The sequence below is a fragment of the Haloparvum sedimenti genome (genome assembly GCF_001462205.1).
Lineage (GTDB): Archaea > Halobacteriota > Halobacteria > Halobacteriales > Haloferacaceae > Haloparvum > Haloparvum sedimenti.
In genome coordinates this window covers 26,604-52,288 of sequence record NZ_LKIR01000119.1, presented here as the reverse complement: position 1 = coordinate 52,288, position 25,685 = coordinate 26,604, and the positions used below count along the sequence as shown (strand labels likewise).

At 68.2% G+C, this 25,685-nt stretch carries 24 protein-coding genes and 2 tRNA genes; 10 read left to right on the top strand and 16 right to left on the bottom strand.

Going from position 1 to position 25,685, the window contains the following annotated elements; genetic code table 11:
• From AN233_RS07140 to AN233_RS07130, 3 genes are all read left to right on the top strand, one after another.
• Positions 1 to 961: lysylphosphatidylglycerol synthase transmembrane domain-containing protein (locus AN233_RS07140; RefSeq protein WP_058366112.1), on the top strand; the 961-nt coding region annotated here is incomplete at its 5' end.
• A gap of 429 nt (positions 962 to 1,390) precedes the next feature.
• Positions 1,391 to 2,779, top strand: a complete 1,389-nt coding sequence (locus tag AN233_RS07135) for a glycoside hydrolase family 68 protein (protein WP_058366111.1) — start codon at positions 1,391 to 1,393, stop codon at positions 2,777 to 2,779.
• 203 nt (positions 2,780 to 2,982) lie between these two features.
• Positions 2,983 to 3,066 (top strand) — tRNA-Ser (locus AN233_RS07130).
• Between the two features lie 49 nt (positions 3,067 to 3,115).
• Here AN233_RS07130 and AN233_RS07125 read toward each other — a convergent pair.
• Together AN233_RS07125 and AN233_RS07120 are read right to left on the bottom strand one after the other, a co-directional pair.
• Complete coding sequence (locus tag AN233_RS07125; RefSeq protein WP_058366110.1) at positions 3,116 to 3,517, bottom strand: universal stress protein; 402 nt, start codon at positions 3,515 to 3,517, stop codon at positions 3,116 to 3,118.
• A 55-nt stretch (positions 3,518 to 3,572) separates the two neighbouring features.
• Positions 3,573 to 5,003: a bifunctional metallophosphatase/5'-nucleotidase gene (locus tag AN233_RS07120; RefSeq protein WP_058366109.1), complete on the bottom strand. Its 1,431-nt coding sequence runs from the start codon at positions 5,001 to 5,003 to the stop codon at positions 3,573 to 3,575.
• 300 nt (positions 5,004 to 5,303) lie between these two features.
• Between AN233_RS07120 and rpl7ae the strand changes: the two genes are divergently transcribed.
• Genes rpl7ae through ndk form a run of 4 tightly spaced genes read left to right on the top strand, consistent with a single transcriptional unit; the run spans position 5,304 to position 6,571 of the window.
• Entirely contained in the window at positions 5,304 to 5,666 is a 363-nt protein-coding gene (gene rpl7ae, locus AN233_RS07115; protein ID WP_058366108.1) for a 50S ribosomal protein L7Ae, read from the top strand.
• Positions 5,667 to 5,672: 6 nt separating this feature from the next.
• The gene (locus tag AN233_RS07110) at positions 5,673 to 5,897 is read left to right on the top strand and encodes a 30S ribosomal protein S28e (RefSeq protein ID WP_058366107.1); all 225 of its coding nucleotides are present in this window, start codon (positions 5,673 to 5,675) and stop codon (positions 5,895 to 5,897) included.
• A gap of 3 nt (positions 5,898 to 5,900) precedes the next feature.
• Positions 5,901 to 6,095, top strand: a complete 195-nt coding sequence (locus tag AN233_RS07105) for a 50S ribosomal protein L24e (protein WP_058366106.1) — start codon at positions 5,901 to 5,903, stop codon at positions 6,093 to 6,095.
• Positions 6,092 to 6,571, top strand: a complete 480-nt coding sequence (gene ndk, locus AN233_RS07100) for a nucleoside-diphosphate kinase (RefSeq protein WP_058366105.1) — start codon at positions 6,092 to 6,094, stop codon at positions 6,569 to 6,571. The genes AN233_RS07105 and ndk overlap by 4 nt, the downstream gene beginning before the upstream one ends.
• Before the next feature lie 748 nt (positions 6,572 to 7,319).
• Here ndk and AN233_RS07095 read toward each other — a convergent pair.
• The 3 genes from AN233_RS07095 to AN233_RS07085 all read right to left on the bottom strand — a co-directional run bounded on the left by AN233_RS07095 (position 7,320) and on the right by AN233_RS07085 (position 9,973).
• Positions 7,320 to 8,450, bottom strand: coding sequence for a site-2 protease family protein (locus tag AN233_RS07095; protein ID WP_058366104.1), 1,131 nt, complete (start codon positions 8,448 to 8,450; stop codon positions 7,320 to 7,322).
• A gap of 189 nt (positions 8,451 to 8,639) precedes the next feature.
• Entirely contained in the window at positions 8,640 to 8,900 is a 261-nt protein-coding gene (locus AN233_RS07090) for a DUF7123 family protein (RefSeq protein WP_058366103.1), read from the bottom strand.
• A gap of 278 nt (positions 8,901 to 9,178) precedes the next feature.
• Complete coding sequence (locus AN233_RS07085; RefSeq protein WP_058366102.1) at positions 9,179 to 9,973, bottom strand: molybdopterin synthase; 795 nt, start codon at positions 9,971 to 9,973, stop codon at positions 9,179 to 9,181.
• Between the two features lie 155 nt (positions 9,974 to 10,128).
• On the opposite strand from AN233_RS07085, the gene AN233_RS07080 reads away from it, so the two are divergent.
• Entirely contained in the window at positions 10,129 to 11,745 is a 1,617-nt protein-coding gene (locus AN233_RS07080) for a long-chain-fatty-acid--CoA ligase (RefSeq protein WP_058366101.1), read from the top strand.
• A 50-nt stretch (positions 11,746 to 11,795) separates the two neighbouring features.
• Here the strand turns inward: AN233_RS07080 and AN233_RS07075 are convergent.
• From AN233_RS07075 to AN233_RS07050, 6 genes are all read right to left on the bottom strand, one after another.
• A tRNA-Gln gene (locus AN233_RS07075) sits at positions 11,796 to 11,868 on the bottom strand.
• A 48-nt stretch (positions 11,869 to 11,916) separates the two neighbouring features.
• Positions 11,917 to 12,354 carry a metal-dependent transcriptional regulator gene (locus tag AN233_RS07070; RefSeq protein WP_058366100.1) on the bottom strand — a complete coding sequence of 146 codons (438 nt, stop codon included), beginning with the start codon at positions 12,352 to 12,354 and terminating at the stop codon, positions 11,917 to 11,919.
• A gap of 60 nt (positions 12,355 to 12,414) precedes the next feature.
• Positions 12,415 to 12,900 (bottom strand): ferritin family protein, encoded by a 486-nt coding sequence (locus AN233_RS07065; RefSeq protein WP_058366099.1) that lies wholly within the window; start codon positions 12,898 to 12,900, stop codon positions 12,415 to 12,417.
• A gap of 122 nt (positions 12,901 to 13,022) precedes the next feature.
• Complete coding sequence (gene sufD / locus AN233_RS07060) at positions 13,023 to 14,231, bottom strand: Fe-S cluster assembly protein SufD (protein ID WP_058366098.1); 1,209 nt, start codon at positions 14,229 to 14,231, stop codon at positions 13,023 to 13,025.
• The gene (gene sufB / locus AN233_RS07055) at positions 14,231 to 15,658 is read right to left on the bottom strand and encodes a Fe-S cluster assembly protein SufB (protein WP_058366097.1); all 1,428 of its coding nucleotides are present in this window, start codon (positions 15,656 to 15,658) and stop codon (positions 14,231 to 14,233) included. Before sufB ends, sufD begins: the two co-directional genes overlap by 1 nt.
• Before the next feature lie 53 nt (positions 15,659 to 15,711).
• Positions 15,712 to 16,632, bottom strand: a complete 921-nt coding sequence (locus AN233_RS07050) for an ABC transporter ATP-binding protein (protein ID WP_058366096.1) — start codon at positions 16,630 to 16,632, stop codon at positions 15,712 to 15,714.
• 356 nt (positions 16,633 to 16,988) lie between these two features.
• Here AN233_RS07050 and AN233_RS07045 point away from each other — a divergent pair, with 356 nt between their 5' ends.
• The gene (locus tag AN233_RS07045) at positions 16,989 to 18,404 is read left to right on the top strand and encodes a sodium-dependent transporter (protein WP_058366095.1); all 1,416 of its coding nucleotides are present in this window, start codon (positions 16,989 to 16,991) and stop codon (positions 18,402 to 18,404) included.
• Positions 18,405 to 18,429: 25 nt separating this feature from the next.
• Here AN233_RS07045 and AN233_RS07040 read toward each other — a convergent pair whose 3' ends face one another.
• Positions 18,430 to 18,831, bottom strand: coding sequence for a hypothetical protein (locus AN233_RS07040; RefSeq protein WP_058366094.1), 402 nt, complete (start codon positions 18,829 to 18,831; stop codon positions 18,430 to 18,432).
• A gap of 136 nt (positions 18,832 to 18,967) precedes the next feature.
• On the opposite strand from AN233_RS07040, the gene deoC reads away from it, so the two are divergent.
• Positions 18,968 to 19,609, top strand: coding sequence for a deoxyribose-phosphate aldolase (deoC, locus tag AN233_RS07035; RefSeq protein WP_058366093.1), 642 nt, complete (start codon positions 18,968 to 18,970; stop codon positions 19,607 to 19,609).
• Positions 19,610 to 19,629: 20 nt separating this feature from the next.
• Here deoC and AN233_RS07030 read toward each other — a convergent pair whose 3' ends face one another.
• The 4 genes from AN233_RS07030 to AN233_RS07015 form a co-directional block, all read right to left on the bottom strand.
• Entirely contained in the window at positions 19,630 to 20,172 is a 543-nt protein-coding gene (locus AN233_RS07030; RefSeq protein ID WP_058366092.1) for a universal stress protein, read from the bottom strand.
• Between the two features lie 51 nt (positions 20,173 to 20,223).
• On the bottom strand, positions 20,224 to 22,599 hold the full coding sequence (locus tag AN233_RS07025) for an amino acid permease (protein ID WP_058366091.1): 2,376 nt from the start codon (positions 22,597 to 22,599) through the stop codon (positions 20,224 to 20,226).
• A gap of 869 nt (positions 22,600 to 23,468) precedes the next feature.
• A complete protein-coding gene (gene sod, locus AN233_RS07020) occupies positions 23,469 to 24,068 on the bottom strand; it encodes a superoxide dismutase (protein ID WP_058366090.1) in 600 nt (199 codons plus the stop codon).
• Positions 24,069 to 24,223: 155 nt separating this feature from the next.
• Positions 24,224 to 25,549 (bottom strand): sodium-dependent transporter, encoded by a 1,326-nt coding sequence (locus AN233_RS07015; RefSeq protein ID WP_058366089.1) that lies wholly within the window; start codon positions 25,547 to 25,549, stop codon positions 24,224 to 24,226.
• Between the last annotated feature and the right edge of the window lie 136 nt (positions 25,550 to 25,685).

The following is a 25,685-nucleotide window of genomic DNA, read 5'->3' as shown; positions in this document are numbered from 1 at the left end:
GTTCGTCGTCGCCGGCGTCCTCTTCGCGGCCCTGATCTACCTGGCGGACCTCGACCGGTTCATCGAGTCGATCCGGGCGGCCGACCCGCGCTTCTTCGCGGTCGCGCTCCTCGTCGGCTTCTCCTCGCTTCTGGTGTGGGCGTGGGTCTGGCACCGCTTCTTCGGGCAGATGGGGATGGAGACGACCGTCTCCCGCACCCTCCGGATGTTCATGACGGGCCACTTCCTGAACTCCATCACGCCGCTCGGGCAGTTCGGCGGGGAGCCGGTGATGGCGTACATCGTCTCGGACAACACCGGCACCGACTACGAGCGCAGCCTCGCGTGCGTCGTCTCCGCGGACCTGATCAACGCGGTCCCCTTCTTCACGTTCACGCTCGGGGGCGTCGTCTACCTCGCGCTCCGCGGCGCGCTGACCGGCTTCCTCGCGGACGTGGGGGCGGCCGCGATGGTGTTGCTGCTCGCGGCCTCGCTCGTGGCGTACCTCCTGTGGTCGGACGACGCGACGCTGTCGGGTGCAGTGGTCCGCGTCGTCGACGCGGTCGAGCGCCGGGTCGACCGCGGGGAGGGGTTCTTCGAGTCGATCCGGGAGCGCGTCCGCAACATCGAGTCGTCGTTCCAGGAGGCGGGCAGCGACCGCCGCTTCCTCGTGACGACCGCGCTCGGCTCGCACCTCGCGATCCTCGCACAGATCGTCTCGCTGTACTTCGTCCTCCTCTCGCTGGGGCTGGAGCCGGCGTTCGTCCCGCTGTACTTCATCGTGAACCTCTCGGTCGTCGCGACCGTCTCGCCGACGCCCGGCGGCTCCGGCACCTACGAGGCCGCCTTCTCCGGGCTGGTGACCGTCTTCTACTCGGTCGACCTGTCTGTCGCGCTGACCGCCGCGGTCCTCTTCCGGCTCACGACCTACTGGCCCGGCCTGCTCGTCGGCTACGCCTCGATGCTGACGCTCCGGGACTGACAGCGCTCCACGGGCGTTCTCGGGGATTACAGGAGGAGCGGTGACTGGAACGGTCGGATCGTGAACGCGCATCCGGTTCGAACGCCCACCCGGCTCTCCCGACGACGTTGTTCCAGTTTCTGTCGCAGATCCTGCTGTGCTGGACAGCGCCATCCAGGAAGTCCCATCCGCCCCGCAACCGCACCGCAACCGCGCACCGTCCCGCGATCTCCCTCGCGCGCGTTGCTCGCGCGCGCCGACAGCACCGCACCGTCGCGGCCACTGACTGAATCGACAGCCGCTGCCGCTGGGCCGATCCCTCGAGATACGTGTGGCTTACTCCGAGCAGAGGCTGCGACGATGTCGGTGGATCCGATCCGGCGGAGATCGTTAACTACCGACCGAGTACATGAAGAAAGAGTTTTTCGCACGACCCTCGCAGACGTGCGTATGGATCACACCCCTCGACGCGAGGAGGACGTTCCTCGACGCGAGACCGAGGAGACGCCCGCGTGGACGCGCGAGCAGGCGGCGGGGCTGGAGCGGGACCCCGACGCGGTCGCGCCGGTCATCTACCCGCCCGAGCACGACACCTTCGACGGCCTCCACGTCTGGGACACGTGGCCGCTCCGCGCCCGCGACGGGAGCCTCGCGGAGGTCGGCGGCTACCGCGTCCTGATCGCGCTCACGACGCCGGACGACCTGCTCCCGGGCAAGCGGCACGACGTGGCGCGCCACCACTACTTCTACGCCGCGGATGGCGAACACTGGACCCACGGCGGGCCGGTGTTCGGGGAGCCGGACGATTCGGAGCCGAACGACCCGCAGCGCCCCGAGAGCGTCGACGACGAAGGCGCGTCCACCGCCGTCCCCTACGGCTCCCGTCAGTGGGCCGGCTCCGCGATGTACGACGCCGAGGCGGACGAACTCTACTGCTACTACACCGCGGCCGGCCGCCGGGGGAGCGACGAGTTGAGCTACGAGCAGCGTATCGCGGGCGCCTCAGGGGGTTCCATCGCGGCGACCGACGACGGCGTCGAGATAACCGGCCCGTGGGACCACGAGGTCCTGCTGGAGCCGGACGGCGACCACTACGAGCGCGAGGACCAGTCGCGCGGGATGACCTACACCTTCCGCGACCCGTGGTTCTTCGAGGACCCCGCGACCGGCGAGACGTACCTGCTGTTCGAGGCGAACACGCCGGTTCCGGAGGGGTCGGACGCCTGTGGCGGGGACCCCGTTCAGCAGGAGTTCAACGGCAGCGTGGGCGTCGCCCACTCCCCGACCGGCGACCCGATGGACTGGGAGCTCCGGCCGCCGCTTCTCGAGGCCGTCTGTGTGAATCAGGAACTGGAACGCCCCCACGTGGTCGTCCGCGACGGTCGGTACTACCTGTTCGTCTCCAGTCACCTCCACACGTTCGCCCCCGGGCTGGAGGGGTACGACGCCCTCTACGGTTTCGTCGCCGACTCGCTCGGCGGCGACTACGAGCCGCTGAACGGCCACGGGCTCGTCGCCACCAACCCCGCGAACGCGCCGTTCCAGGCCTACTCGTGGGTGGTCTACCCGCACGCGGACGAACTGCTCGCGGTCAGCTTCTTCAACTACTACGACTACGCCGGCGAGAACCTCGACGGGGTCGCCCACCTCCCGGAAGAGGAACAGCTCCGCCGGTTCGGCGGCACGCTCGCGCCGACGCTCCGACTCGACGTCGCGGACGCGGAAACGCGAATCGCCGGAACGCTGCGGCACGGCCACCTCCCGCTTCCGGACGAGGAACTGGAGCCCGTAGAGCGGCGGCTCGGTGCGGCTAGCGCGACGGGTGCCTACCGGCGGTAGCTCCAGCTTCGCCGGTCGCGGCGTCGGGGCCGAATCGAACTCGCTGCCCCTCTCAGTCCCGCCCCCGGCCCAGTACTGCGACCGCCCAACACCGCCACCGCACGGCAGCCTCGCACCTCCCCAGCCTCGGCCGCGGGCCGACCGGCCACCGCTCGGCCGCCGACCGACATTCATTAGTCCGGGCCGGGACAATCCGCAGTCGCGGTGGGATGGCAGAGTGGCCCATTGCGCCTGCCTTGAAAGCAGGTAGCCTCACGGCTTCCTGGGTTCAAATCCCAGTCCCACCGTCACACGGTCGGGGCGCCGTGGCTCCGATCGGTTCGCTTCTCGATCAGATCAGTTCTCGACGGAGATGACGGTCGCGTCCAGCTTCTCGCGGAGGAACGCGTCGATGTCCGGGTCCGAGAGCAGTTTCCGGACCATCCGCCGCCAGCGCCCCGCCTGCTTCGAGCCGATGACGACCACGTCCGCGCCCTCCGCGGCGACCTCGTCGAGGATCGACTCCTCCACGAGGAACCCCTTGCGGACGACGTAGCGTGCGCGGTCGAGCGAGCCGAACTCCCGCTCGACGGCCCGCTTGAGCGCCATCCGGGTGACGTTGTGGCTGTCCTGATAGAGGTCGACGTGTAACACCGTGAGGTCCGCGTCGCGCTCGTCGGCGATCCGGATCGCCTCGCTGAGGGTCGCCTTCGAGTGGCTCGACAGCGGGTACCGAACGGGAACCACGACCAGCGTCATGCCCGGGCAGTCGACCGGCGCCCTCAAAGAGTCTCCCCTTCCGGCACCGGCCGGCTCACTCCGCGGCGTCGGGGGCGGGGGTCGACCGCACTCCCTCGACGATCCGGATCCGGCCCTCGATCTCGGGGGCGATGCCGTACTCGCGGGCGTACTCGGCCAGCACCTCGTGCTGGATGCCGTCCTCGCCCGCGCGGTGGCGTTCCTCCAGCGTCGGGAACTCGTGGTCGGAGTGGAGCAGGTACTCGGAGGTCGCGAGCGTGTAGGTGTCGTTCGCCGCGATCGGGTCGCCGTCGACGGTCGCCTCGACCAGTTCCTCCGCCTCGGCGTCCCAGACCACGCGCGCGCCGGAGACGTGGCCGTGCCACCAGTCGTCCTCGCCGAAGTCCACGTCCGGCGCGGCCATCTCGCGGAGGACCGCGCGCAGTTCGGACCCCGAAAGCTCCGTCACGACGACTGGCTCCTCGAAGGGGATCAGGCTGATCGTGTCCGCCTTCGTCACCGCGCCCTCGAAGGGGTCACCCTGCCGGAGGCCGCCCGCGTTCGAGAGGCCGACGTCCGCGTCGTGGGCCCACCGGAAGGCGTCCGCGACGAAGTTGCCGATCCGGCACTCGCCGCCGTGGACGACCTCGCCCGCGCGTTCGATGGGCTCGTCCACGTGCGCGACGACCTCGCCGAGATCGGCCGCGGCCATCCGTCTCTCCAGCGCCTCGCGGAGGTCGCCGTGCGGCGCCGCGCCGTCGCGCTCGTGGAAGGTCGCGGCCGGTGCATCTCGGGGAACCCCGTCTTCGGATGCCTCGGTGGCGCCGTCGAGGTCGACCTCGATCACGCACCGGCCGTTGACGCCCGGTCGAACAAGGAGGACGCCGTCGACGTACTCGTGTCTGCGGCTGTGGACGTGCCCGCCGAGGACCGCGTCCACTTCGAGTTCGCGGGCGAGGTCGTCGTCAGCGGAGCCGAGGTGCGAGAGGACGACGACGTGGTCGACATTCTCAGCGCGGAGTTCCGCGACCGCCTCGCGGGCGACCGGGAGCGGGTCGTCGAACGTCAGCGGCGCCGCGAGGGGGTTCAGCGAGTCCGTCGCGGGGTCGGTGAGGCCGACGAAGCCGACGCGGTCGCCGCCCACCTCGCGGACCGCATGGGGGACCACCCCCGCCTCGCGGCCGAAGGGGTCGCCCTCCTCGTCGCGGACGTTCGCGGAGACGAAGGTCGGGCCGGCGTCGGCCACGAGCTCCCGGATCGCGTCCGGACCGTAGTCGAACTCGTGGTTGCCGAAGGTGTCCAGCATGGTGTCAGTGGCGGCGTAGAAGTCCGTCACCTGCCGGCCCTTGGCGACGAGCGAGAGCACACCCGGCGCGGTCGTGTCGCCGGTCGCGACGACCGCGGCGTCCGGTCCGTCGAGCTCGCGGATGCGGCCGGCGAGGCGGGCGGCCCGCTCCGGAGTGTCGTAGACGTTCTCGATGTCGGAGTAGTGGAGGAGCCGAGCCATTCGACGGAGAGTGGCTCCCCATCGGGTAAAAGGACTCGGAGTGACCGGGCACCCTGAGAGATGCTCTCGGCAGAGGACGACCGCGGTCGCAGTCGGTCCAGAACGGTCAGTCTCGTGACCCGAACCCCGTCGCGTCGGGGCATGAGCCGGTGTCCCACGGCCGGATCGCATTGAAAGCGCTTTTATGGTGTCCCACAGTATTCCGGGGTACAGCCTCTTCGGGGTTGATGATGTGCAGTGTCGTTAGGGATCGGCCACGGCACGAGCACGCGAGCCCACGGGGAGGAAAGGTGAACAACCATGGCAGTTTACGTAGACTACGACACCCCAGCCGACCTCGCAGAACGAGCCCTTGAGGCCCTCGAGGTCGCCCGAGACACCGGTAGCGTCAAGAAAGGAACCAACGAGACCACGAAGTCCGTCGAGCGCGGCAACGCGGACCTCGTCTTCGTCGCCGAGGACGTCTCCCCCGAGGAGATCGTGATGCACCTCCCCGAACTCGCCGAGGAGAAGGGCATCCCGGTCGTCTTCGTCGACACGCAGGACGAGGTCGGTCAGGCCGCCGGCCTGGAGGTCGGCTCCGCCGCCGCCGCCGTCGTCGACGCGGGCGACGCGTCCGACGACGTCGAGGACATCGCAGAGAAGGTCGAGGAACTCCGGTAACCCGCCATGAGCGCAGAAGAGGGCACCGGCGACTCGACGGCCGCGGAGGTCATCGAGGTCGTCGGCAAAACCGGGATGCACGGCGAGGCCATGCAGGTCAAGTGCCGCATCCAGGAAGGCTCGAACCAGGGCCGGATCATCACGCGAAACGTCCTGGGTCCCGTGCGGCTGGGCGACGTGCTCCAGCTCCGCGAGACTCAGCGGGACGCGGACTCCATCGGAGGGCAGTAGACCATGGTAGAGACACGAACGTGCGACTACACCGGCGAGGAGATCGAGCCCGGCACGGGCACGATGTACGTCAAGGTCGACGGCACCGTTCTCCACTTCGTCGACTCGAAGGCGGAGAAGAACTACTTCATGGGGCGTGAGGCCCGCGACCTCGAGTGGACCGAGGCCGGCCGCGCCGCCAAGGGCGAGGACGAATGAGCCACCACGACGAGCGCACCTTCGTGATGGTCAAGCCGGACGGCGTCCAGCGCGGCCTCATCGGCGAGGTCGTCTCCCGCTTCGAGGACCGCGGCCTGAAGCTCGTCGGCGGCAAGTTCATGCAGGTCGACGAGGAGCTCGCGCGCGAGCACTACGCCGAACTCTCCGAGCAGCCCTTCTTCGAGGGGCTCGTCGAGTTCATCACTTCCGGCCCCGTCTTCGCGATGGTCTGGGAGGGCGCCGACGCGACCGCCCAGGTCCGCAGCATGGTCGGCGAGACCGACCCCGCCGAGTCCCCGCCCGGCACCATCCGCGGCGACCTCGGCCTCGATCTCGGACACAACGTCATCCACGCCTCGGACCACGAGGAGGAGGGCGCTAACGTCCGCGAGATCGACCTCTGGTTCGACGACGACGAACTCGTCGATTACGGCCTCGACACCGCCGCTTGGGTGTACGAGGACGAGGACCACTAGCGGACCAACACGCGTCACGACCGACGCGTCCATCCGTTTCGAACATCTCCGACAGTGATTTCTCCACACACCACGTTTCCGGTGTAGCTGGCTGCTTCAGAAGCTACAACCGCCAGAATCGGGGTTTGCGGTTTCTCCACATCCGCATCGGTAACCGAGAACCGGCCCGAACTTCGAAACTCAAGTATCGTTACTACCCCGATACTGAGTCTACTACGCGGTTCGTTCTGTCTTTCTGTCAGATTACGTTGTTTCTGTGACTGGTGCGGATCCTGCTGATCTGGACAGCAACACCTCGAAAGCCCCAGCCGGCTCGACCGCGCCGGGCCTCGCTGCGCTCCTCGCTCTCGGCACCGCCCGCTGCGGTGCTTGCGTCGTCCAGGCGGGTTCGAGCCGGCTGCCCCTTTCAGCCCCACCCCGCACCGCAACCGCACAGCAGCCTCGCACCTCCCCAACCTCGGCGGCGGCGCGGCCGCGACCCGCAGCGCGGGACAAACCGCGTCCCGCTGGCCTCCGGCGTGCAGTGGCGCGCCGGAGACACCGCAATGCGGCCGCGCCGCCGCCTCCCTCGCGCGGTCGCGGCGCCACAGGGGCGCCGCGGCGCGCGCCGACAGTACGGCACCGCAACCGCACCGTTCCGCGACCGCACCGCACCGCCGCGAGTTTCAGAAAAGCGATGTGTCTGAATCGGGCTGCATCACTCAGTATCGCTGTTCATCATTCCGAAGGAGCCGGGCAGGGTCCCGGTTTATCCAACGATTTCGACGGGAACGAGGAGGAAGCAGGTCGCGCCGGCTGCGAAGGTCGCGATTCCCACCGCCAGCCGCGGCCAGCCGAGCTCCGACTCGTCGACGGGGTTTGCGGGGCCGTTGAACGCGATGAACAGCGCGAAAAGGCCCCAGAAGGCCCACAACCCGACCGATTCCTGCAGCCCCTTGTCGAGCACCCAGTGGAGGTACGCCGCGATGGCGAACAGTGCGCCGGGAACGAGCGAGGCCAGGGTCTCCTGCCGCTCGCCGAGCATGGCCCGGGTCATGTGGCCACCGTCGAGCTGTCCGACCGGAAGGAGGTTCAAGAGGGTGAAGAACATCCCGACCCACCCGCCGATCACGACCGGATGGACCGACGCACCGGCATCTCGCCCGAGCGCGGCCGCGATCCACGACAGCAGCGGCGGGTTGTTGAACACGATCATCCGCGAGGACTCGCGTAGCACGTGGTCGGGAACCGCAACCGGGTCGAGCGAGAGACCGACCGCGGTGACGACGACGGTCGCGACGAGTCCGGCCACCGGACCGGCCACGCCGATGTCGAAAAGCGCCTTCCGGGACGGCATCCGCCCTCGCATCCGGATTACCGCCCCCAATGTCCCGAAGGGGAAGACGAAGGGAATCACGTAGGGAAGCGATACGTCCACGCCGTGATAGCGCCCGGCCGCGTAGTGGCCCAGCTCGTGGGTGAGGAGCACGCCCAACACCGCGGCCGTGAACGGCCACGCGCGGAGCAGCGTGAGGGGACTCTCGGTCAGCGTCGACAGCGGGACGTAGTACCAGCCGTAGGCGCCGACGAACAGCGTGCTCGCGACGGTCGCGAGCAGCATGACGACGTTGAGCCACGGGACCCCCTCGCGGCCGCTGCCGTGCGGGCGGGCGACCAGCACGTCCCCCTCCGCTGTCGCCCGGAAGTCGACATCGTAGCCCGCTTCGTGAAACGCGGGCGCCACTTCCCGGAGGAGCGCGCGCTCCGGGAGCAACGACTCCCCGACGTATCGGATCCGGTCGCCGTCGTGCCGCACGTCGTCCACGCGGAAGAACGTGCGGAGCGACTTCGGCAGGGGAACCGTCTCCGTCGCCGGTCCGCCCACCTGGCTGTCTGCCATCACCGAAACCTGGGTTCGGTCGCCAATAAACCCCGCGCCGGCGGCGCCGCTCCGCGGTCGAAAAGCGGAGAACGAAACCGGTCGCCGGTCGGCGCTGTCGGAGGGGCGGTACGGTCGAGGGCGGGGAGGCCGACGCGCCGAGACGGTGACATGACGGCGGACGGGGAAGCCGGGGATCGAGTCTGCCCGCTACGCGGGCTCGACGCGCCACGTGGTCGCGCCGGTGTAGGACCACTTTTCAACGGTGAGCTCCGTCGCTGAGTCGCGGAGTTTCACCATCAGGGCGCCGATCTCCTTCGGAGAGAGGTCCACGTCCTCGGAGATGAACTTCCCTTTGAAGTACATCTCGCCGTCCTGCGCCCGCTCGAGCAGGTACTCCTTGAGCCGCTCCTCCTTGCTCGCGGTCTCGGTCGTGCCTGCATCAGTGGAGGGATTGGCGGTTGCGCTCATGACGTACCTCACGCTTACCCCCGCAGGGTGTTATAAAGGAAGCAACGTTAGGGGACGTTCGGTCGGTTTTATCGTCTCGCTAACGTAAAACGGAGTAAAGAGACCTTTCACGACTCTTTTAGATCGGCCGAGAACATTCATTCGCTTTTCTGAGGCTGTCAAGTCGCATCCGAAACGGCCGTGGAATCGCGGCCAAATTCTCCGAGTGATCCGCTCGATTGCGGTAATATCTTCCGCATTTGTGCCGGGGAGCTGGGGCGCGCAGGAGCGACCGAGGCTCACTCCTGACGGTGAACCCAGAACTGTTCCGCCTCCGTGGTCTCCTTCTTGAAGATGGGGACCGTGTCCTTCAGGCGGTCGATCCCGTCCTCGACCGCGCGGAACGCCTCCTCGCGGTGGCCCGCGAGAACGACGACGAAGACGATATCTTCCCCGTCCTCGATGACTCCGGTCCGGTGGTGCATCAGCACGCGAAAGACGCCGTCGCGGTCCTCCAGATCGGTCGCGATGGCGGCCATACGCTCGGCGGCGACGCCTTCGTACTTCTCGAACGCGAGGTGCGTCGTTCGGTCGTCGCCGGGTTCCTCCTTCGCGCGGACGCGCCCCGTGAACGTGGCGATCGCGCCCGAGAACTCCGCGTCCGGGTGAGCGGTCGCGCGCTCGACGAGCGTTTCCAGCGTGACCCACGGTTCGGCGTCCTCGACCGTTCCGATAAGCGCGTCCAGGTCGACGTCGGCGACCGCGTCCGGCGTCGCCACCACGTCGCCGGGCACGTCCGTCGGGTCGCGGTCATCGCCGATCAGGACGGTCGGCACGCGGAGCCGCGAGAAGCCGGTCGCGAGTAGGTAGTCGTGGTCCGGCGCGAGCCGGTCGAGCATGTCGGTGAAGTCCGCGTCGGTACCGGTCGCGGTCCACGTCCCGTCGGCGGCGAGCGAGGCCGTCGTCGCGATCGACGACTGCTCGCCCGCGTCGACGGCCGCGTGGTCGACGACAGCGGTCCGTCCCTCGAGTCGCGCCGCGAGCGCGTCCACGAGCGTCGCAGCATCCGGCCCCAGCACGGAGAGGGGTTGCATGCTGAAATCGGAGAGGGCCACGGGCTTAGGGCTTTCCGACGCCGGTCCTCGAGACGGGTCGGCACGACGGTCCCCTCGGAGCCACATCCCGGTCCGCAGACGCCTCCCTTGCGCCGAGCACAATCGCTATTAATCATGAAGGATACGGACGAACGATGCACAAGCCACTGCTCGTGACCGACTTCCTCGACCGGGCGCGGCGCCACTACGCCGACGAGGAGGCGGTGCTGGCGACGGACGGGACGCGGTACACCTACGACGAGTTGGGCGAGCGCGCGGACCGGTTCGCGGCCGCGCTCCAGGCGCGCGGCGTCGAGAAGGGCGACCGCGTCGCGGTGCTGGACCCGAACACCCACTACCACCTCGAAGCGGCCTACGGGATCATGGAGACCGGCGCGGTCCACACGCCGCTGAACTACCGGTTGACGCCCGACGACTACGCGTACATCCTCGCGGACGCGGGCGTCACGGCCGTGTACGCGGACCACGAGTATGCCGAGAAGGTGCAGGCGGTGCGCGAGGAGGTCCCCGTGGAGACGTTCATTACGGACGACCCGGACGCCGTCGAGGGGGAGTGGGAGGACGCCGAGGCGGTCCTAGCCGAGGCGGACCCCGACGCCGCCGAACGTCCGGAGATGCACGAGGACGAGGTGATCACGATCAACTACACCTCCGGCACCACCGGCGACCCGAAGGGCGTCTGCCGGACACATCGCGCGGAGACGCTCCACGCGTACCTGATCGCGATCCACCAGGGGATCGCGGACGACGACGTCTACCTCTGGACGCTCCCGATGTTCCACGTCAACGGCTGGGGCCACATCTACGCGATCACCGGTGCGGGGGCGCGTCACGTCTGCACCCGCGGCGTCGACGCCGGCGAGGTGTTCGACCGCATCCGCGAGGAGGACGTCTCCTACTTCTGTGCCGCGCCGACCGTGCTCAACTCGCTCGGCGAGTACCACGACGAACACGGCGGGGCGACGACCGGCGCGAACGACGTGCGCGTCGCGACCGCGGGCGCGGCCCCGCCGGAGGCGACCATCCGAACCGTCGAGGAGACGTTCGGCTGGTACCTCAAACACGTCTACGGCGCGACCGAGACCGGCCCCCTGATCACCACCTCGGACGCTCGCCGCCACTTCGACGACGACTCCGAGGATCGCTTCGCCGTGAAGAAGACCCAGGGGATCGGCTACCTCGGCACCGAGATCCGGGTCGTCGACGAGGACGGCGAGGACGTGCCCCCGGACGGCTCCACGGTCGGCGAGGTCGTCGTCCGCGGCAACCAGGTGATGGACCGCTACTGGAACAAGCCCAAGGCCACCGAAGAGGCGTTCTCCGAGCGCGCCGAGGGCTACTACCACATGGGCGATCTGGCGGTCGTCGACGAGGACGGCTTCATCTCGATCCAGGACCGCAAGAAGGACATCATCATCTCCGGCGGCGAGAACATCTCCTCCATCGAGCTGGAGGACGCCGTCTTCGAGCACCCCGCGGTCGCGGACGTGGCCGTCATCCCCGCGCCGAGCGAGCAGTGGGGCGAGACGCCGAAGGCGTTCGTCGTCCCCGACTCCGGCGACTCGAACGACCCCGGCGTCTCCGCCGAGGACCTCCGCGCGTTCGTGAAGGAGCGCGTCGCGAGCTACAAGACGCCCGGCGAGGTGGAGTTCGTCGAGTCGCTCCCCACGACCGCGACCGGCAAGGTCCAGAAGTACGAGCTCCGCGAGCGTGAGTGGGCCGAGGAGGACCGGATGGTGGGCGAGGGGTAGGCGAAGGGTAAGCGCGACTTCGCGGTCGGAATTTATGTACGAAATATAAGTAGTCTCGGGCGGATTCGAACCGCCGTCATGGGCTCCAAAGGCCCATATGATTGGCCACTACACCACGAGACTGGGCATCAATTTCTAAACGGCGGTCCTACCAAACGGTTGCGGTTTCGGTCAGTCCGACGCCGTCCCCTCAAAGGCCGCCTCCAGACACGCACAGGCGTCGGCCTCCGCGTCGAAGCAGTCGGGACACTCGGGCTCGCGGTCGATGATCGTGTCGAGGCGGTCGGCAACGGTGTCGTCGATGACGGCCTCCAGCTCGCCCGCCTCTTCGCGGAACTCCTCGACGCCGAGGACGTTCGCGAGGAACCGCTCGATGATGCAGTACGTCTGGAGCGCGTCGCGGGCGCGGACGATGCCGTCGTCGGTGAGCATCACGCCCTTGTACTTCTCGTGGTCGGCGAGCCCCCGCTCCTCGAGCTTGCCGATCATCTCGTTGGCGCTCGCCGGACTCACGTCGACCGCATCGGCTATCGCGCCGGTCGCGGCCGGGCCGTCCGCCTGTTTTTGGATGAGGTAGATCGCCTTGAGGTACTGGTCTGCGGTGTTCACGTGTCCCCTCCCGTCGTCGCCTGCCGGTCGATAGCCGATTCTCCGCGAGTCGCCATCATGTTACCGGTCCTCCATGATCCGCGCGACCTCCTCGACGCCCGCGGCCTCGTCGGCGCGGATCGCCCGGAGCACGTCGAGGACCGCCTCGCGGTCGACGGACAGCTCCGCGTCCGTGTCCTCGACCGCCTCGATGAGGTCGTCGTAGAACTTGTAGGCCGTCTCCTCGTTACAGAGCTGGTCGTAGAGGATCCCGTCGAAGTCGTCCGGCTGCGTGCGGCCGTACCGGGCCTCGACGAGCGTCTCGATCTCCTCGAAGGGGACGCTCTCGACGTCGAGGTCGGCGATGAGGTCTTCCAGCCGCTCGCGGTGCTCGGCCGACTCGGTGGCCGCCTCCTCGAGCAGCTCCTCGATCTCGGCGTCCAGCTCCTCGTCGAGGCTCCGATAGTGGTGATACGCCCGCGCCTCGACGACCTCCTCCAGCACGATGCCGATCTGGAGCAGGCGCGCGAGCTGGTCGTCGGAGGTGATCCGGCTGCCGACGCTCATCGGCGGCGGTCACCTCGGGTCGTTGCTCCCGGTCGCATACACGTGCGTCGGGGCGACGCCGACTTAAGGGGTTCCCTCGGAGACGGCGCCGTGTTAAAAAGGTCGCGCGGAAACGCTCCGCTTCAGCGCAGGCGCTCGCCGACGAGCGCCTCGAGGTCCTCGCGGAACTCGTCGACCGCGATCTCCTCGAGGACGGGGACGAAGAAGCCCTCGACGAGCATGTTGCGGGCGGTGATCGGGTCGATGGTGCGGCTCTCCATGTAGAAGAGGTCCTCGGCGTCGACCTGCCCCACCGTGGCCGAGTGGGAGGCCTCGGTGTCGTGGTTGTGGATGATCAGCTTCGGCGACGCGTCCGCCTCGGCGTCGTCCGAGAGCATCAGCGTGTTCTCGCGCTGGTAGGAGGACGTGTTCCACGCGTCCTGCCCCACGTCCTGGACGCCCTCGTAGACCGAGCGCGCCTCGTCGTCGAGCACGCCGCGCGTCACCAGGTCCGCGGTCGTGTTCTCGGCCCGGTGCCAGACGCGGGCGTTGATGTCGAAGTGCTGGTCCTCGTGACCGAAGAACGCGCCGACGATCTGGCTCTCGGAGCCGTCGCCGTCGAGGTCGGTCTCGATGTCCGACCGCGTCAGGCGGGAGCCGAGGTTCCCCTCGATCCAGTTGATCGTGGCGTAGGTGTCGGTGACGCCGCGCTTGAGCGCGTACGTGTACGTCTCCTCGTCGAGGTTCTGGAGCGATCCGAACTGCACGTGGGAGTTCTCGCCGGCCGCGACCTCCACGAGGTTCGAGAAGTAGCGCTCGCCCTCGACGTCGTCGCCCGTCTCGATCCCCTCGAGGATCGTGACCGACGAGGACTCCTCGGTGACGACGAGCGTCTGGCTGAACAGCGAGCGGGAGTTCATCTCCGCGCGCACGGTCACGTCCTCGGCGTCGACGCCCTCGGGGACGTAGACGAACGTGCCGGTGGTGAACAGCGCGACCGACAGCGCCGTGAGGTAGTTCTCCTGCGGGTCCAGCACGGAGCCGAAGTTCGCCTCGATCAGGTCGCCGTACTCCTCGAGCGCCTCAGTGAACGGGAGGACGACCGCGTCGGTGTCCTCGGAGCGCTCGGTCGCGTCCGCCTGGTTGAGCGGATCGACGAGCGACTCGAAGTCGAGCGACTCCAGGTCGGTCCAGCGGTTGCCCGGCGTCTGGATGACGTCCGGGAGGTCGAGGTCCTCGAGCGCTTCCAGTGCCGCGAGCCGCGTCTCCAGGAGCCACTCGGGCTCGTCGCGCTCCTCGGCGATGCGCTCGACCGTCTCGGCCGAGATGCTGGCGGGTACCTGCACGGACATTATCCCAGGCTCCCCTCCATCTCCAGCTCGACGAGCCGGTTCAGCTCGACGGCGTACTCGATGGGCAGCTCCTCGGTGATCGGCTCGATGAACCCGGAGACGATCATCTGCTTGGCGTCGTCGTCGTCCAGTCCGCGCGACTGGAGGTAGAAGATGTCCTCGTCGCCGATCTTCCCGACGGTCGCCTCGTGGGCCACGTCGACCTTCGACTCGTTGATCTCCATGTACGGCATGGTGTCGGAGGTCGACTCGTTGTCGAACATCAGCGCGTCACACTCGACGGCGGTCGAGGAGTTCTCGGCGCCGTCCGCGATGTGGACGAGCCCGCGGTAGTTCGTGCGGCCGCCGTCCTTCGCGATGGACTTCGACTCGATGGTCGACTTCGTCTCGGGCGCGTTGTGGTACACCTTCGCGCCGGTGTCGATGTCCTGTCCCTCGCCGGCCATGGCGATGGTGATGTGGTTGTCGGAGGCGCCGCGGCCCTTCAGGATCGTGGAGGGGTACAGCATGGTGGCCTTCGAGCCCATCGAGCCCGAGATCCACTCCATGCGGCCGTTCTCCTCGACGATGGCGCGCTTCGTGTTGAGGTTGTACGTGTTCTTCGACCAGTTCTGCACGGTCGAGTACTGGACGTGGGCGTCCTCGCCGACGAACACCTCGACCCCGCCGGAGTGGAGGTTGAACGCCGAGTACTTCGGGGCCGAACAGCCCTCGATGTAGTGCATCTCGGAGCCCTCCTCGGCGATGATGAGCGTGTGCTCGAACTGGCCCATCCCCTCGGAGTTCATCCGGAAGTACGCCTGGACCGGCATGTTGACCGTGACGTCCTCGGGGACGTACACGAACGAGCCGCCGGACCAGATGGCGCCGTGGAGCGCCGCGAACTTGTTGTCGCTCGGGGGGACGCACTTCGTCATGAAGTGCTCCTTGACGATCTCCTCGTGCTCCTGGACCGCCTTGTCCATGTCACAGAAGATGACGCCCTTCTCCTCCCACTGCTCCTGCATGTTCTGGTAGACGATCTCCGACTCGTACTGCGCACCGACGCCGGAGAGCGCCTTCTTCTCGGCCTCGGGGATCCCCAGCTTGTCGAAGGTGTCCTGGATCTCCTCGGGGAGGTCGTCCCAGTTCTCCGCGCCGCCGCGCGTCTCGATGTCGGGGCGGATGTAGGGGACGATCTCGTCGATCTCGACCTCGGAGAGGTCGGGCTGGCCGGGCCAGTCGGTCGGCATCGGCATCGCCTTGTACTGTTCGAGCGCGCGGAGGCGCCGCTCGAGCATCCACTCCGGCTCGTCCTTGTCCTCGGAGATGAGCCGAATGGTCTCCTCGGTGAGGCCCTTCTCGGTCTGGAACGCCGATTTCTGCTCCTTCTTGAACTCGAAGCGAGCCTCGGTGTCGGTCTCTTTGATGTGGTCTTCGGAACTCATTGTGTGTTGATTACGTTCGCGTGGACATTATACTGGTGTGTAACCACGAGTAGTTACGCTGCCTCGTAGACTTCCTCGCGGACCCAGTCGTAGCCCTTGTCCTCGAGCTGCTCAGCGAGCTCGGCGTCGCCGCTCTTGACGACCTCGCCGTCCAACATGATGTGGACGTGGTCGGGCTCGACGTAGTCCAGAATGCGCTGGTAGTGGGTGATCTGGAGGACGCCCGTGCCCTGCTCGTCGCGGAGCGCGTTGATCCCCTTCGCCACGTCCTGCAGGCGGTCGATGTCCAGCCCGGAGTCGATCTCGTCGAGCACGGCGACGGCCGGCTCCAACATCGCGGCCTGCAGCACCTCGTTCTGCTTCTTCTCGCCGCCGGAGAAGCCGGCGTTGAGGTACCGCTGCATGAACTTCTCGTCCATGTCGAGCAGCTCCATCTTCTCGGAGAGCAGCTGCTGGAACTCCGCGACGCCGATCTCGCCCTCGTCCGTGGGACCCTCCATCGGCGAGGAGTCGTAGCCGGCGTCCTCGTCCTCGTCGGCGTCGGCCTCCGCCTCCTCGTCCTCGAAGAGCTCCTCGCGCTCCTCGTGTTTGGCGTTGATCGCCTGCCGGAGGAAGTTCGTCATCGTGACGCCCTCGATCTCCGCGGGGTACTGGAAGCCGAGGAAGATGCCGAGCGCGGCGCGCTCGTTGGGCTCCAGCTCGAGGAGGTTCCAGGTGTAGTCCGCCTCGTCGATGTCCTCGTCGATGTCGGCTACGTCCGCCTCGTCGAGGTGGAGGAGGATCTCGCCGTCGGTCACCTCGTAGGCCGGATGGCCCGCGATGACCTTCGCGGTCGTCGACTTGCCCGAGCCGTTCGGGCCCATCAGCGCGTGGATCTCGCCGGACTCGACCGTGAGGTCAACACCGCGCAGGATCCGTTCGCCGTCCTCCTCAGCCACTCGTGCGTGGAGATCGTTAATTTCGAGAGTTGCCATGTGTAGTCTCGTGCCTCGTGTGTGTAGAGTGGGGACTGCCGAGGTTAATGGTTACGCATTCACCCCTGCAAATCCCCCGAATCTGGAAAATAATTTTCCGAATCAGAAAGAGCGACGGGGACCCCCGACTAGCGACCACACGGTGTCGGTGGTAGTCGAGATCCGACCGCAACGGGCGCTGGCCGACCGATACAGAAACCTGATTGACATAAACGACGATCCAACATCGTCTCGCCGCGATCGGCGATAGATTCGAGAACATATCGGCCGCAAATCGACTCAAAAACGTAGGTACCGCGGAGTTGAGGGATCGTCAGGTAGTTACGCTTTTGAGTGCGGATCCGCTGTGACGGGTAATGACACGCGAAACGTGGGCGACGCGAGTCGGCTTCATCCTCGCGGCGGTGGGTAGCGCCGTGGGGCTCGGAAACGTCTGGCGGTTCCCGTGGATGACCGCCGAGAACGGCGGGAGCGCGTTTCTGGCTGTCTACCTCGGCGTCGTGCTTCTCGTCGGGGTGCCGGGCCTCCTCGCCGAGTTCGTGATCGGGCGGCGCGCGAACCGGAACCCCGTGGGCGCGCTCCGGGACTTGTCCGGGTCGCGTGCGTGGGGCGCCGCGGGCGGCATCGCGGTCGTGGCCGCGACGGTGCTGCTCTCCTTCTACAGCGTCGTGGGCGGGTGGATCCTCAGGTACTTCCTCGAGAGCATCGCGGGGCTCGCCGGCGCGGCGCCGTACGCGGCGGAGCCCGGCGCGCACTTCTCGGCGATCTCGTTCGGCCCGTCCGCGGTCGCGTTCCACCTCGCGTTCCTCGCGATCACCGGGGTCGTCGTCGCCGCGGGCGTCCGCCGCGGCATCGAGGTCGCGACGAAGGTGATGATGCCCGCCATCGTCGTCCTGCTGGTCGCGCTGGCGGCGTGGGCCGGCACGCAGGAGGGCGCCGCCGCCGGCTTCGCGTTCCTGCTCGGGTTCGACCTCGGGACGCTGCGCGCGAACGCGCTCGATCTCCTGCTGCCGGCCGCGGGGCAGGCGCTGTTCACGCTCTCGGTCGGCGCGGGGACGATGCTCGTGTACGCCTCCTACGTCGGCGAGGACCGGTCGCTCGCGGTCGACGCGACGACCATCGCCGCGCTGAACACCGCCGTGGGCGTGCTGGCGGGACTGGTCGTCTTCCCGCTCCTGTTCGCGCTGGAGGTCGACCCCGGCGCGGGCGGCCCCGGCGCCCTGTTCGTGAGCCTCGCGGGCGCGTTCACCGCGCTCCCGTTCGGCAATCTCGTCGCCGCGGCGTTCTTCGGCGTGGTGCTTCTGGCGGCGCTCTCCTCGTCGATCAGCATCCTCGAGATCCCGGTCGCGTTCCTCGTCGACGAGTTCGGGATCTCGCGGAAGCGGGCGGTCGCCGGCACTGGCGCACTGATCGCCGTCACGGGCACGGCGAACGCGCTTCGCCCCGCGCTGTTCGAGCTCGTCGCCGGTCCGGTGGTCGACAACCTGCTCGCGCTCGGCCTCCTCGCGTTCCTGCTGTTCGCCGGGTGGACGCTCGGCGACGACGCGGTCGCCGAACTCCGATCGGGCGCGGGGCCGATCGCCGCGGCGCTGGCGGTACCGTGGCGCTACCTGATCGGGACGCTGCTGCCGGTTTTCCTCGCGTTCACGCTGCTGAGCGCGCTCGGTGCGGGGCGCGTCGTCGGAGACTGGGGGGTCGTCGGAGTCGCCGTGGCCGCGGTCGCGGTCGCGGCCGCGGTGCTCTCACGCGCACGGACGCGGTCGGCGGTCTGACGGCGCGTTCAAACGTGCTGCCGGCTCAGACGGCGGAGACCCACGCGCGGTAGTCCGGCTCCAGTTCGTACACCTCGCGGAACGCGCGCTCGACGAAATCCGCGATCCGGTTGGCGTCCGAGCGCGCCGAGATCACGGCGTTCGTCCCCTCCGCCTCCTCCGGGCTCTCCAGTTCCTCGATACGGAACTCCGGGTACGCCCCCAGCAGGTCCTTCAACCGCTCCAGTTCGGCGTCTGTGCAGTCCATCACGACCTCCGTGCCCGCCACCTGTATCCACGGGGGAAACTCCTCGTCGGTCTCCGTGGTGTCGCTGTCGGGGTCGACGTCGATCGTCGTCACCGGACTGGACCGCTTTCTGTGTGCCGTCACGGCCTCCGCGTAGAGCTTTCGCCGCTCCGCCTCCTCGGCGGCGTCGAATCGGGTCATGGGCGTCAGTTGAACGGGACGGGGTAAAAAGCGGCCGACAGGTGGACCGCCCGCACGTCAACTCCGTCCGCGCTCGAAGCGCCCCCGAGCGCGACGACCCCGCACCGCTTTTGAGGCGGGCCCGCGACTGCCGGGTATGAACCGCGCGGAGTTCGCCGCCAGCATCGACCACACCGTCCTCGGCCCGGAGACGACCTGGGGCGACGTGTGCACCGTCCTCGACGAGGCCGCCGCCCACGGGATGAACGCCTGCATCCCGCCCTGCTACGTCGCGGAGGCTGCCGCGGACCCGGCCTACGACGACGTGACGCTCGCGACCGTCGTGGGGTTTCCGCACGGCCAGCACAGCACCGAGTCGAAACACGACGAGGCGGTCAACGCGTGGAACGACGGCGCCGACGAGATCGATCTCGTGATCAACGTCGGACGGTTGAAGGCCGGCGAGGACGACGCCGTCGCTGCCGACATCGCGGAGGTCGTCGCCGCGGTTCCGGTCCCGGTGAAGGTGATCATCGAGACCGCGTTGCTGACCGACGAGGAGAAGCGCCGCGCCTGCGAGGCCGCCGTCGAGGCCGACGCCGACATGGTCAAGACCTCGACCGGCTTCGCGGACGGCGGCGCCACGGTCGCCGACGTGGAACTGATGAGCGAGTACCTCCCCGTCAAGGCCTCCGGCGGCGTCGGCTCCTACGAGGAGGCGACGGCGATGCTGGAGGCGGGCGCCGAGCGGATCGGCGCCTCCTCCGGCGTCGCCATCGTCGAGGGGTATCCCGAGTAGCGTCGGGGAGGCCGTCGCGGTTAGATCGGCGTCGCACCGTCGCCCGAGACGACGACTACCGGACTGGCGGCGCGCTCGGCAACCGTGGCGGTCGTCGATCCCCGAACGAATCGCTCGACGCGGCCGCGCGTGGAGGACCCGAGTACGACGGCGTCGTAGTAAGCCGACTGCTCGACGATGGCGGACGCCGGCGCTCCTTCCTCGACTACCCACCTGTCGACCCGTTCGAACTCGCCCAGCCGGGCGGTCGCGTCGTCGAGTAGCGCCTCGTCGTCGACATCGTCGGTCGCGACGTGGAACAGCTCCAGCCACGCGTCCGTCTCCTCGGCCAGTGCTCGTGCGAGGTCGACGGTCGCGGCCGCGTGCGGACCGCCGCCGACCGCGACGAGGATCGAGGAGACGCGCTCGGGTGGTTCAGCGTCCGAGGGACAGCGCACTTCGACCGACGTGACCGAGGAGACTCCGTTCGCGAGCCCCGCCACATCCGCGAGTGTGTCGACCGTCGCTGGCTCCCCCGGAAGCCGCTCCTCATCGTCGCCACCGGCGGCGTCCTCCGCGTTCATACGGCGGCGTTCTCCGCTATCCGTGAAAAGTTCGGGGGTTCGGACGGACGGTCAGTTGTCGGTCGTCGTCCCCGAATCGGTCGCCGTCCCCGGCGCGTCTCCGGCCGCTTCCCCGCCGCTTTCGCCCGGTTCGTCGGACTCGTCGCCGTCCCAATCCGTCGCCTTCGATCGGGCGCCGGAGCCGAACAGCCGATCCCGGAGTCCGCGGTCGTGGCGCTTCTCGGCCAGCAGCACCGAGCACTCCACGTCGTCGAGCACGCTCAACACGAGCGAGCCGCGGACCAGCCGCGAGAGGAGGCCCTTCTCGGTCGCACCGATGACGAGCATCGTGGCCTCGGCCGCGGCCTCCTCGATGCGCCGTTCCACGTCGCCGGACTCGACGCGCGTCGCGGCGTCGGCGAGCCCGTGGTCGGCCGCCCACTCCGTGAGGAACCGCTGGCCGGCGTCGCGGTCGTCCGCGACGTGCAGCAGGGTCACCTCGGAGCCGAACTCCGCGCGAAGCATGCGGGCGACGGCCGCCGAGAGGTCGGAGTCCGGACCGCCCGCGGTCGGCACCAGGATCCGCGAGGGGTCGAAGCCGCGGTCCTTGAACACGAGGAAGTCGCACGGCAGCGAGTGCGCCAGCTCGTCGATGGCCGACTCCGCGCGGCCGGGCGAACCGTGGGCGTCCGGCCCCCAGCCCATCACTGTCATGTCCGCGCCGAACCGGCGGGCGGCGTCGAACACCTCCTCGAAGGTGCGGTGTGAGAGCACGACGTGCGTCTCCACGTCCACGCCGAACGTCTCGGCGTCGGCCTTCGCGCTCTCGAGCAGGTCGTGGGCCGCGTCGTGGGCGCCGCGCTCGCGGGCTGCCTCGAGCGAGGTCTGGTCCGGCACGTTCGCGATGTTCACCGCGACCACGGTGCCGTCGTTCTGACTGGCGATGGCGGCGCCAAGCGAGATGAGGTGCTCCTCCGTCTTGGGGTTCGACAGCGGAACCATCACGCGGTAGCCGGTCGCGTCCGGCTGGACGGTGGTAGCCGCGGAGACGGCGGCGTCGGGCAGTTCCTCGGAGCGGTCGAGCACCCAGTCGGCCAGCACGCCGGCGTGTTCGACGTTCCGGCGCGCGTACAGCAGGTACCACAGCGCGGCGAACGCGACGAGCCCCCCGGACAGGAGAATGACGAACGGCTCGATGTAGGCGATCAGCGCGAACGACGAGACCGTCCCGATCAGCGGCACGATCGGGTACAGCGGCACCTCGAAGTCGGGGTCGTACCCCTCCGGCTCCGCTTCGCGCATCACGATGAGCGCGAGGTTGAGCAGGCCGTAGACGACCAGATGGAGCACCGACCCCGCAGTCGCGAGGAGCTCCAGCCCGCCCGCGAGCAGGAACAGCAGGATCAGGCCGCCGGTCAGCGCGATGGACTTGTACGGCGTCCCGAAGCGCGGGTGGATCTCGTTGAGCTTCGGCGTGACGATCTTGTCGCGACCCATCGCGAAGTTGATCCGCGACGAGGAGAGGATGGAGGCGTTCGCGGACGAGGCGGTCGCCAGCAGCCCGCCGATCAACAGCATCCAGGCCCCGACGGCCCCGAGCGAGTAGCCGAGGATCTCGTACTGTCCGAACAGCAGGCGCGCGGCCTCGACGACCGCGGTGTCGTTGTTCGCGACCAGCTCGGTCGGGACCGCCGCGAGCAGGACCAACAGGAACAGCGCGTAGACGACGGTGACGATGACGACGGAGCCGATGACTGCCCGCGGGAGGTTCCGCCCGGGGTCTTGGATCTCCTCGGCGACCGAGGTGATCTGAACGAATCCCAGATAGGAGACGAAGACGACCGCAGTGACGGGGAGCACCTCGGCGGCCGCCCCCGGCGGCGCGATCGGCCGCAGCGAGTCGAGGTCCGCGTTGAACAGTCCGACGACGGTGAACAGGCCGAGGATCGCCAGCAGGAGGAGGACGATGGCGTTCTGGAGCCCGCCGGTCTCCTTGGCGCCGAAGTAGTTGACCCCGATGAAAAGCAGCGCACCGAACAGGCCGATGACCTGCGCCGCCTCCAGAGAGGCCGGACCGAGCGAGACGGGGCCGAGTCCGGCGAGCGTGTTGACGTACTCGCCGAACCCGTACATGTAGAACGCGGAGGCGAACGCCAGCCCGAGCCAGTTGGCCCAGCCGGTTATCGACCCGAACAGCGGTCCGAGCGCCCGGTTGACGTAGAAGTAGGCGCCGCCGGACTTCGGCATCGCGGTGCCGAGTTCCGAGGCCGACAGCGCGGTGAACAGCGCGGTGACGCCGCCGATGACGAAGGTGGCGGCCGCGAGCGGGCCGGCCCGTGCGACCGCGGTCCCGGGAAGCACGAAGATCCCGGCGCCGATCATCGTTCCGATGCCGATCGTGAGCGCCGCGAGCGGACCGAGGTCCTTGGCGAGTTCCTCGTCGCTCACGCGTGGAAAGCCCCCCGTAGAGAGCGGAGATGCGACCGGAGCGGATCGCTCCGGGTGCGCGCGGTTCGGCGACCCCTCGGGTCCGGACCCGGGCGTCGGAGAAGGCGATTCATACCGGGACCTCGTGTGCGAGCCGCTTAGTTGGTTCCGTTTGCGGCGAGGGCGCCATCGAGGAGCGCCCCTCGCTGGTCGTGATTGGTCGCCGCCTCGTGAGCAGCGGAGCGGCCGTCGATCCGACCGATACTGATACTGAGTGATGCAGCCCGATTCAGAAACATCGCTTTCCTGAAACTCGCGGCGGTTCGGTGCTGTGCGGTCACGGAGCGGTGCGGTTGCGGTGCCGTGCTGTCGGCGCGCGCCGCGGCGACCGCGGAGCGTGTCGCCGCGACCGCGCGAGGGAGGCGGCGGCGCGGCCGCCTGCTGTGCGGTGCGGTCCCGCGGCCGCGCCGCCGCCGAGGCTGGGGAGGTGCGAGGCCCGTGGTGCGGTTGCGGTGGGTGGGACTGAAAGGGGCAGCCGGCTCGATCCGGCCCCGACGACGTAAGCACTTGCGCCGGGCGGTGCTGAGAGGCGCGAGCGCGCAGCGAGGCGCGGCCGGTCGAGCCGACTGGGGCTTTCTGGGTGGTGTTGTTCCACGCAGCAGGATCTGCAACAGACACAAAAACCGCGTCCAGAGAGCCGACTGGGGCTTTCTGGGTGTTGCTGTCCAGATCAGCAGGATCGACAGCAGTCACAAAAACACCGCCCAGTAACAGAACGCAGACACAAACACATCGCTATACCCAGTATCGGTATCTGTTGTGATAGCGCAGCGGCTCGGGGGCGGTCTCGAAAGAAAGCGAGGGTTGCGGTCGACCCGCAAACGTCCGGGCTACTCGAACTTCGCGACGACGTGTTCGTAGTTGTCGGCCACGTCGTCCCAGTCGACGACCTCGAAGAAGTTCTCGATGAACTCGCCGCGGGCCGGGCCGTAGTCGTGGTAGTAGGAGTGCTCCCAGACGTCCAGCGCCAGGATGGGGTGTGCGCTCCACAGCGCGCCCTGGTCGTGCTTGTCGACCTTCAGGTTCCGGAGCTGCTTGGAGACCGGGTCGTAGACGAGCAGCGCCCAGCCGCCCGCGGCGGAGGCGGCCGCCTCGAACTCGCCCTTCCAGCCCTCGTAGGACCCGAAGTCCTCCTGGATGCGGGCCGCGAGCGCGCCCGCGGGCTCGCCGCCGCCGTTCGGCGACATGTTGTTCCAGAAGAGGTGGTGGAGGTAGTGACCGCTCCCGTTGTGGGAGACGTTGCCGAGCGCGGACGCGGTGCTACCGTAGTCGCCCTCCTCGCGGTTCTCCGCGAGGGTCTCCTCGGCGCTGTTGAGACCGTTGACGTAGCCCTGATGGTGGGTGTCGTGATGCCAGGTGAGCACCTGTTCGGAGATGTGCGGTTCCAGCGCGTCGTACTCGTACGGAAGTGGGTCGAGTTCGTGGCTCATTGTGAATTCTCCTCGGTACAGGATTGGTCGGATAGCTGTTAAAGATTGAGGAGAGACACGTTACCACACACCACTAGTTCGGCCGCGCCGGCGTCGCCCGCCGGGGAACTGCGGCGCGGCGGCTGTCGATGCCGAAAAAGTGGCGCGGTCGGGAATTACGCGATGTAGGTCTCGACGAGGAACTCCGCGTAGCCCTCGATCCCGAGGTAGAGCGTGTACAGGAGGACGGCCGGGACGAGGAGCCGGACGATCCAGATCCACGCGACCGAGAGCGTCGCGTCGCCGCTGCCCTTCCGCAGTTCCTCGATGGCCTCGCCGGCGTAGCGCCAGCCGACGAAGAGGGACAACAGCAGCCCGCCGAGGATCAGCAGGATGTTGTTGGCCAGCAGGTCGTAGGTGTCGAGGTACGTCAGGTCGAGCGCGGTCGGGATCCCCACGAGGAAGATGATCCCCGCGATCGCGACCGTCGCCGGTTTGCGGGCGACGCCGTAGGTGTCGACGACGTAGGAGACGACCACCTCGAGGATGGAGAACGCGGAGGTCAGCGCCGCGATACCCAGCATGAAGAAGAACACCGCGCCGACGACGCCGCCGGCCGGCAGCTCCGCGAACGCCGTCGCGAGGCTGATGAAGACGGCGCCGGCGCCGCCGGAACCGGGCTCGACGCCCTGCGTGAACAGGAACGGGAAGACGACGAGACCGGCGAGGAACGCCACCAGCGTGTCGATGACGACGATGGTGCCGGCGTCGCGGAACAGGTTCCGGTCCTCGCCGAGGTAGGAGGCGTACGTCACCATCACGCCCATCCCGAGCGAGAGCGTGAAGAAGGCCTGTCCCGCCGCGTCCGGGATCAGGCTCGTCGCGTTGGCGACGATCGTTCCGACATCGGGCGAGAGGTAGTAGCTGTACGCCGCACCGGCGCCGGAGAGCGTCGAGCCGTAACCGGCGAGGACGACCAGCAGGAAGACGATGGAGGGGACCATCACCTTCGCTGCCCGCTCCAGCCCGTCGCGGATGCCCAGCGCGACGACGGTGGCGACCAGCCCCATGAACAGCGCGTGGAAGGCCACCGCGTTGAGGCCGCTCGCGGTCGAGAGGAAGTACTCTCCCGGGTTCGCGGCGTACGCGCCGGTGAGCGAGGCGATCAGGTACTGGATCACCCACCCGCCCACGACGCTGTAGTACGAGAGGATGATGAAGCCTGCCACCGCGCCCACCACGCCGGCGAACTTCCAGTTCGGTGCTTCGAGCGCCTCGAAGGCGCCGATCGGGTTACGATTCGACCGTCGGCCGATGACGAGTTCCACGAGCAGCACGGGGAGTCCGATCACGGCGACGAACAGCAGGTAGACGACGAGGAACGCCGCCCCGCCAGCCTCGCCGGTCAGGAAGGGGAACCGCCAGATGTTCCCCAGCCCGACGGCGCTGCCGACCGCCGCGAGGATGAAGCCGAGCCGCGTGGCCCACGTTTCACGTGCCATCGGTACGAGCTGACGTGCCACGCGCCCTATATACCTGTCCGTTCGCGAACGTTTTCATCTGAGATGTGACAGCTATCGACGTGGAGTACCACGATTAAGGACACCAATTCCCAATCACGATCGTTGATGGGTATTC

Excerpts from the sequence above, each read along its gene's own strand:
- AN233_RS07105 (WP_058366106.1), top strand. The coding sequence starts at position 5,901 with ATGGTAGAGACACGAACGTGCGACTACACCGGCGAGGAGATCGAGCCC.
- AN233_RS07030 (WP_058366092.1), bottom strand. The coding sequence starts at position 20,172 with ATGAACGCGGAGGACGCCGCCGGTGGCGACGATGAGGAGCGGCTTCCG.
- AN233_RS07120 (WP_058366109.1), bottom strand. The coding sequence starts at position 5,003 with ATGGCTCGGCTCCTCCACTACTCCGACATCGAGAACGTCTACGACACT.
- AN233_RS07065 (WP_058366099.1), bottom strand. The coding sequence starts at position 12,900 with ATGAGCGTCGGCAGCCGGATCACCTCCGACGACCAGCTCGCGCGCCTG.
- sufD (WP_058366098.1), bottom strand. The coding sequence starts at position 14,231 with ATGTCCGTGCAGGTACCCGCCAGCATCTCGGCCGAGACGGTCGAGCGC.
- AN233_RS07045 (WP_058366095.1), top strand. The coding sequence starts at position 16,989 with ATGACACGCGAAACGTGGGCGACGCGAGTCGGCTTCATCCTCGCGGCG.
- rpl7ae (WP_058366108.1), top strand. The coding sequence starts at position 5,304 with ATGGCAGTTTACGTAGACTACGACACCCCAGCCGACCTCGCAGAACGA.
- AN233_RS07110 (WP_058366107.1), top strand. The coding sequence starts at position 5,673 with ATGAGCGCAGAAGAGGGCACCGGCGACTCGACGGCCGCGGAGGTCATC.
- sufB (WP_058366097.1), bottom strand. The coding sequence starts at position 15,658 with ATGAGTTCCGAAGACCACATCAAAGAGACCGACACCGAGGCTCGCTTC.
- AN233_RS07015 (WP_058366089.1), bottom strand. The coding sequence starts at position 25,549 with ATGGCACGTGAAACGTGGGCCACGCGGCTCGGCTTCATCCTCGCGGCG.
- AN233_RS07090 (WP_058366103.1), bottom strand. The coding sequence starts at position 8,900 with ATGAGCGCAACCGCCAATCCCTCCACTGATGCAGGCACGACCGAGACC.
- AN233_RS07080 (WP_058366101.1), top strand. The coding sequence starts at position 10,129 with ATGCACAAGCCACTGCTCGTGACCGACTTCCTCGACCGGGCGCGGCGC.
- ndk (WP_058366105.1), top strand. The coding sequence starts at position 6,092 with ATGAGCCACCACGACGAGCGCACCTTCGTGATGGTCAAGCCGGACGGC.
- AN233_RS07085 (WP_058366102.1), bottom strand. The coding sequence starts at position 9,973 with ATGCAACCCCTCTCCGTGCTGGGGCCGGATGCTGCGACGCTCGTGGAC.
- AN233_RS07135 (WP_058366111.1), top strand. The coding sequence starts at position 1,391 with ATGGATCACACCCCTCGACGCGAGGAGGACGTTCCTCGACGCGAGACC.
- AN233_RS07040 (WP_058366094.1), bottom strand. The coding sequence starts at position 18,831 with ATGACCCGATTCGACGCCGCCGAGGAGGCGGAGCGGCGAAAGCTCTAC.
- AN233_RS07050 (WP_058366096.1), bottom strand. The coding sequence starts at position 16,632 with ATGGCAACTCTCGAAATTAACGATCTCCACGCACGAGTGGCTGAGGAG.
- sod (WP_058366090.1), bottom strand. The coding sequence starts at position 24,068 with ATGAGCCACGAACTCGACCCACTTCCGTACGAGTACGACGCGCTGGAA.
- deoC (WP_058366093.1), top strand. The coding sequence starts at position 18,968 with ATGAACCGCGCGGAGTTCGCCGCCAGCATCGACCACACCGTCCTCGGC.
- AN233_RS07095 (WP_058366104.1), bottom strand. The coding sequence starts at position 8,450 with ATGGCAGACAGCCAGGTGGGCGGACCGGCGACGGAGACGGTTCCCCTG.
- AN233_RS07125 (WP_058366110.1), bottom strand. The coding sequence starts at position 3,517 with ATGACGCTGGTCGTGGTTCCCGTTCGGTACCCGCTGTCGAGCCACTCG.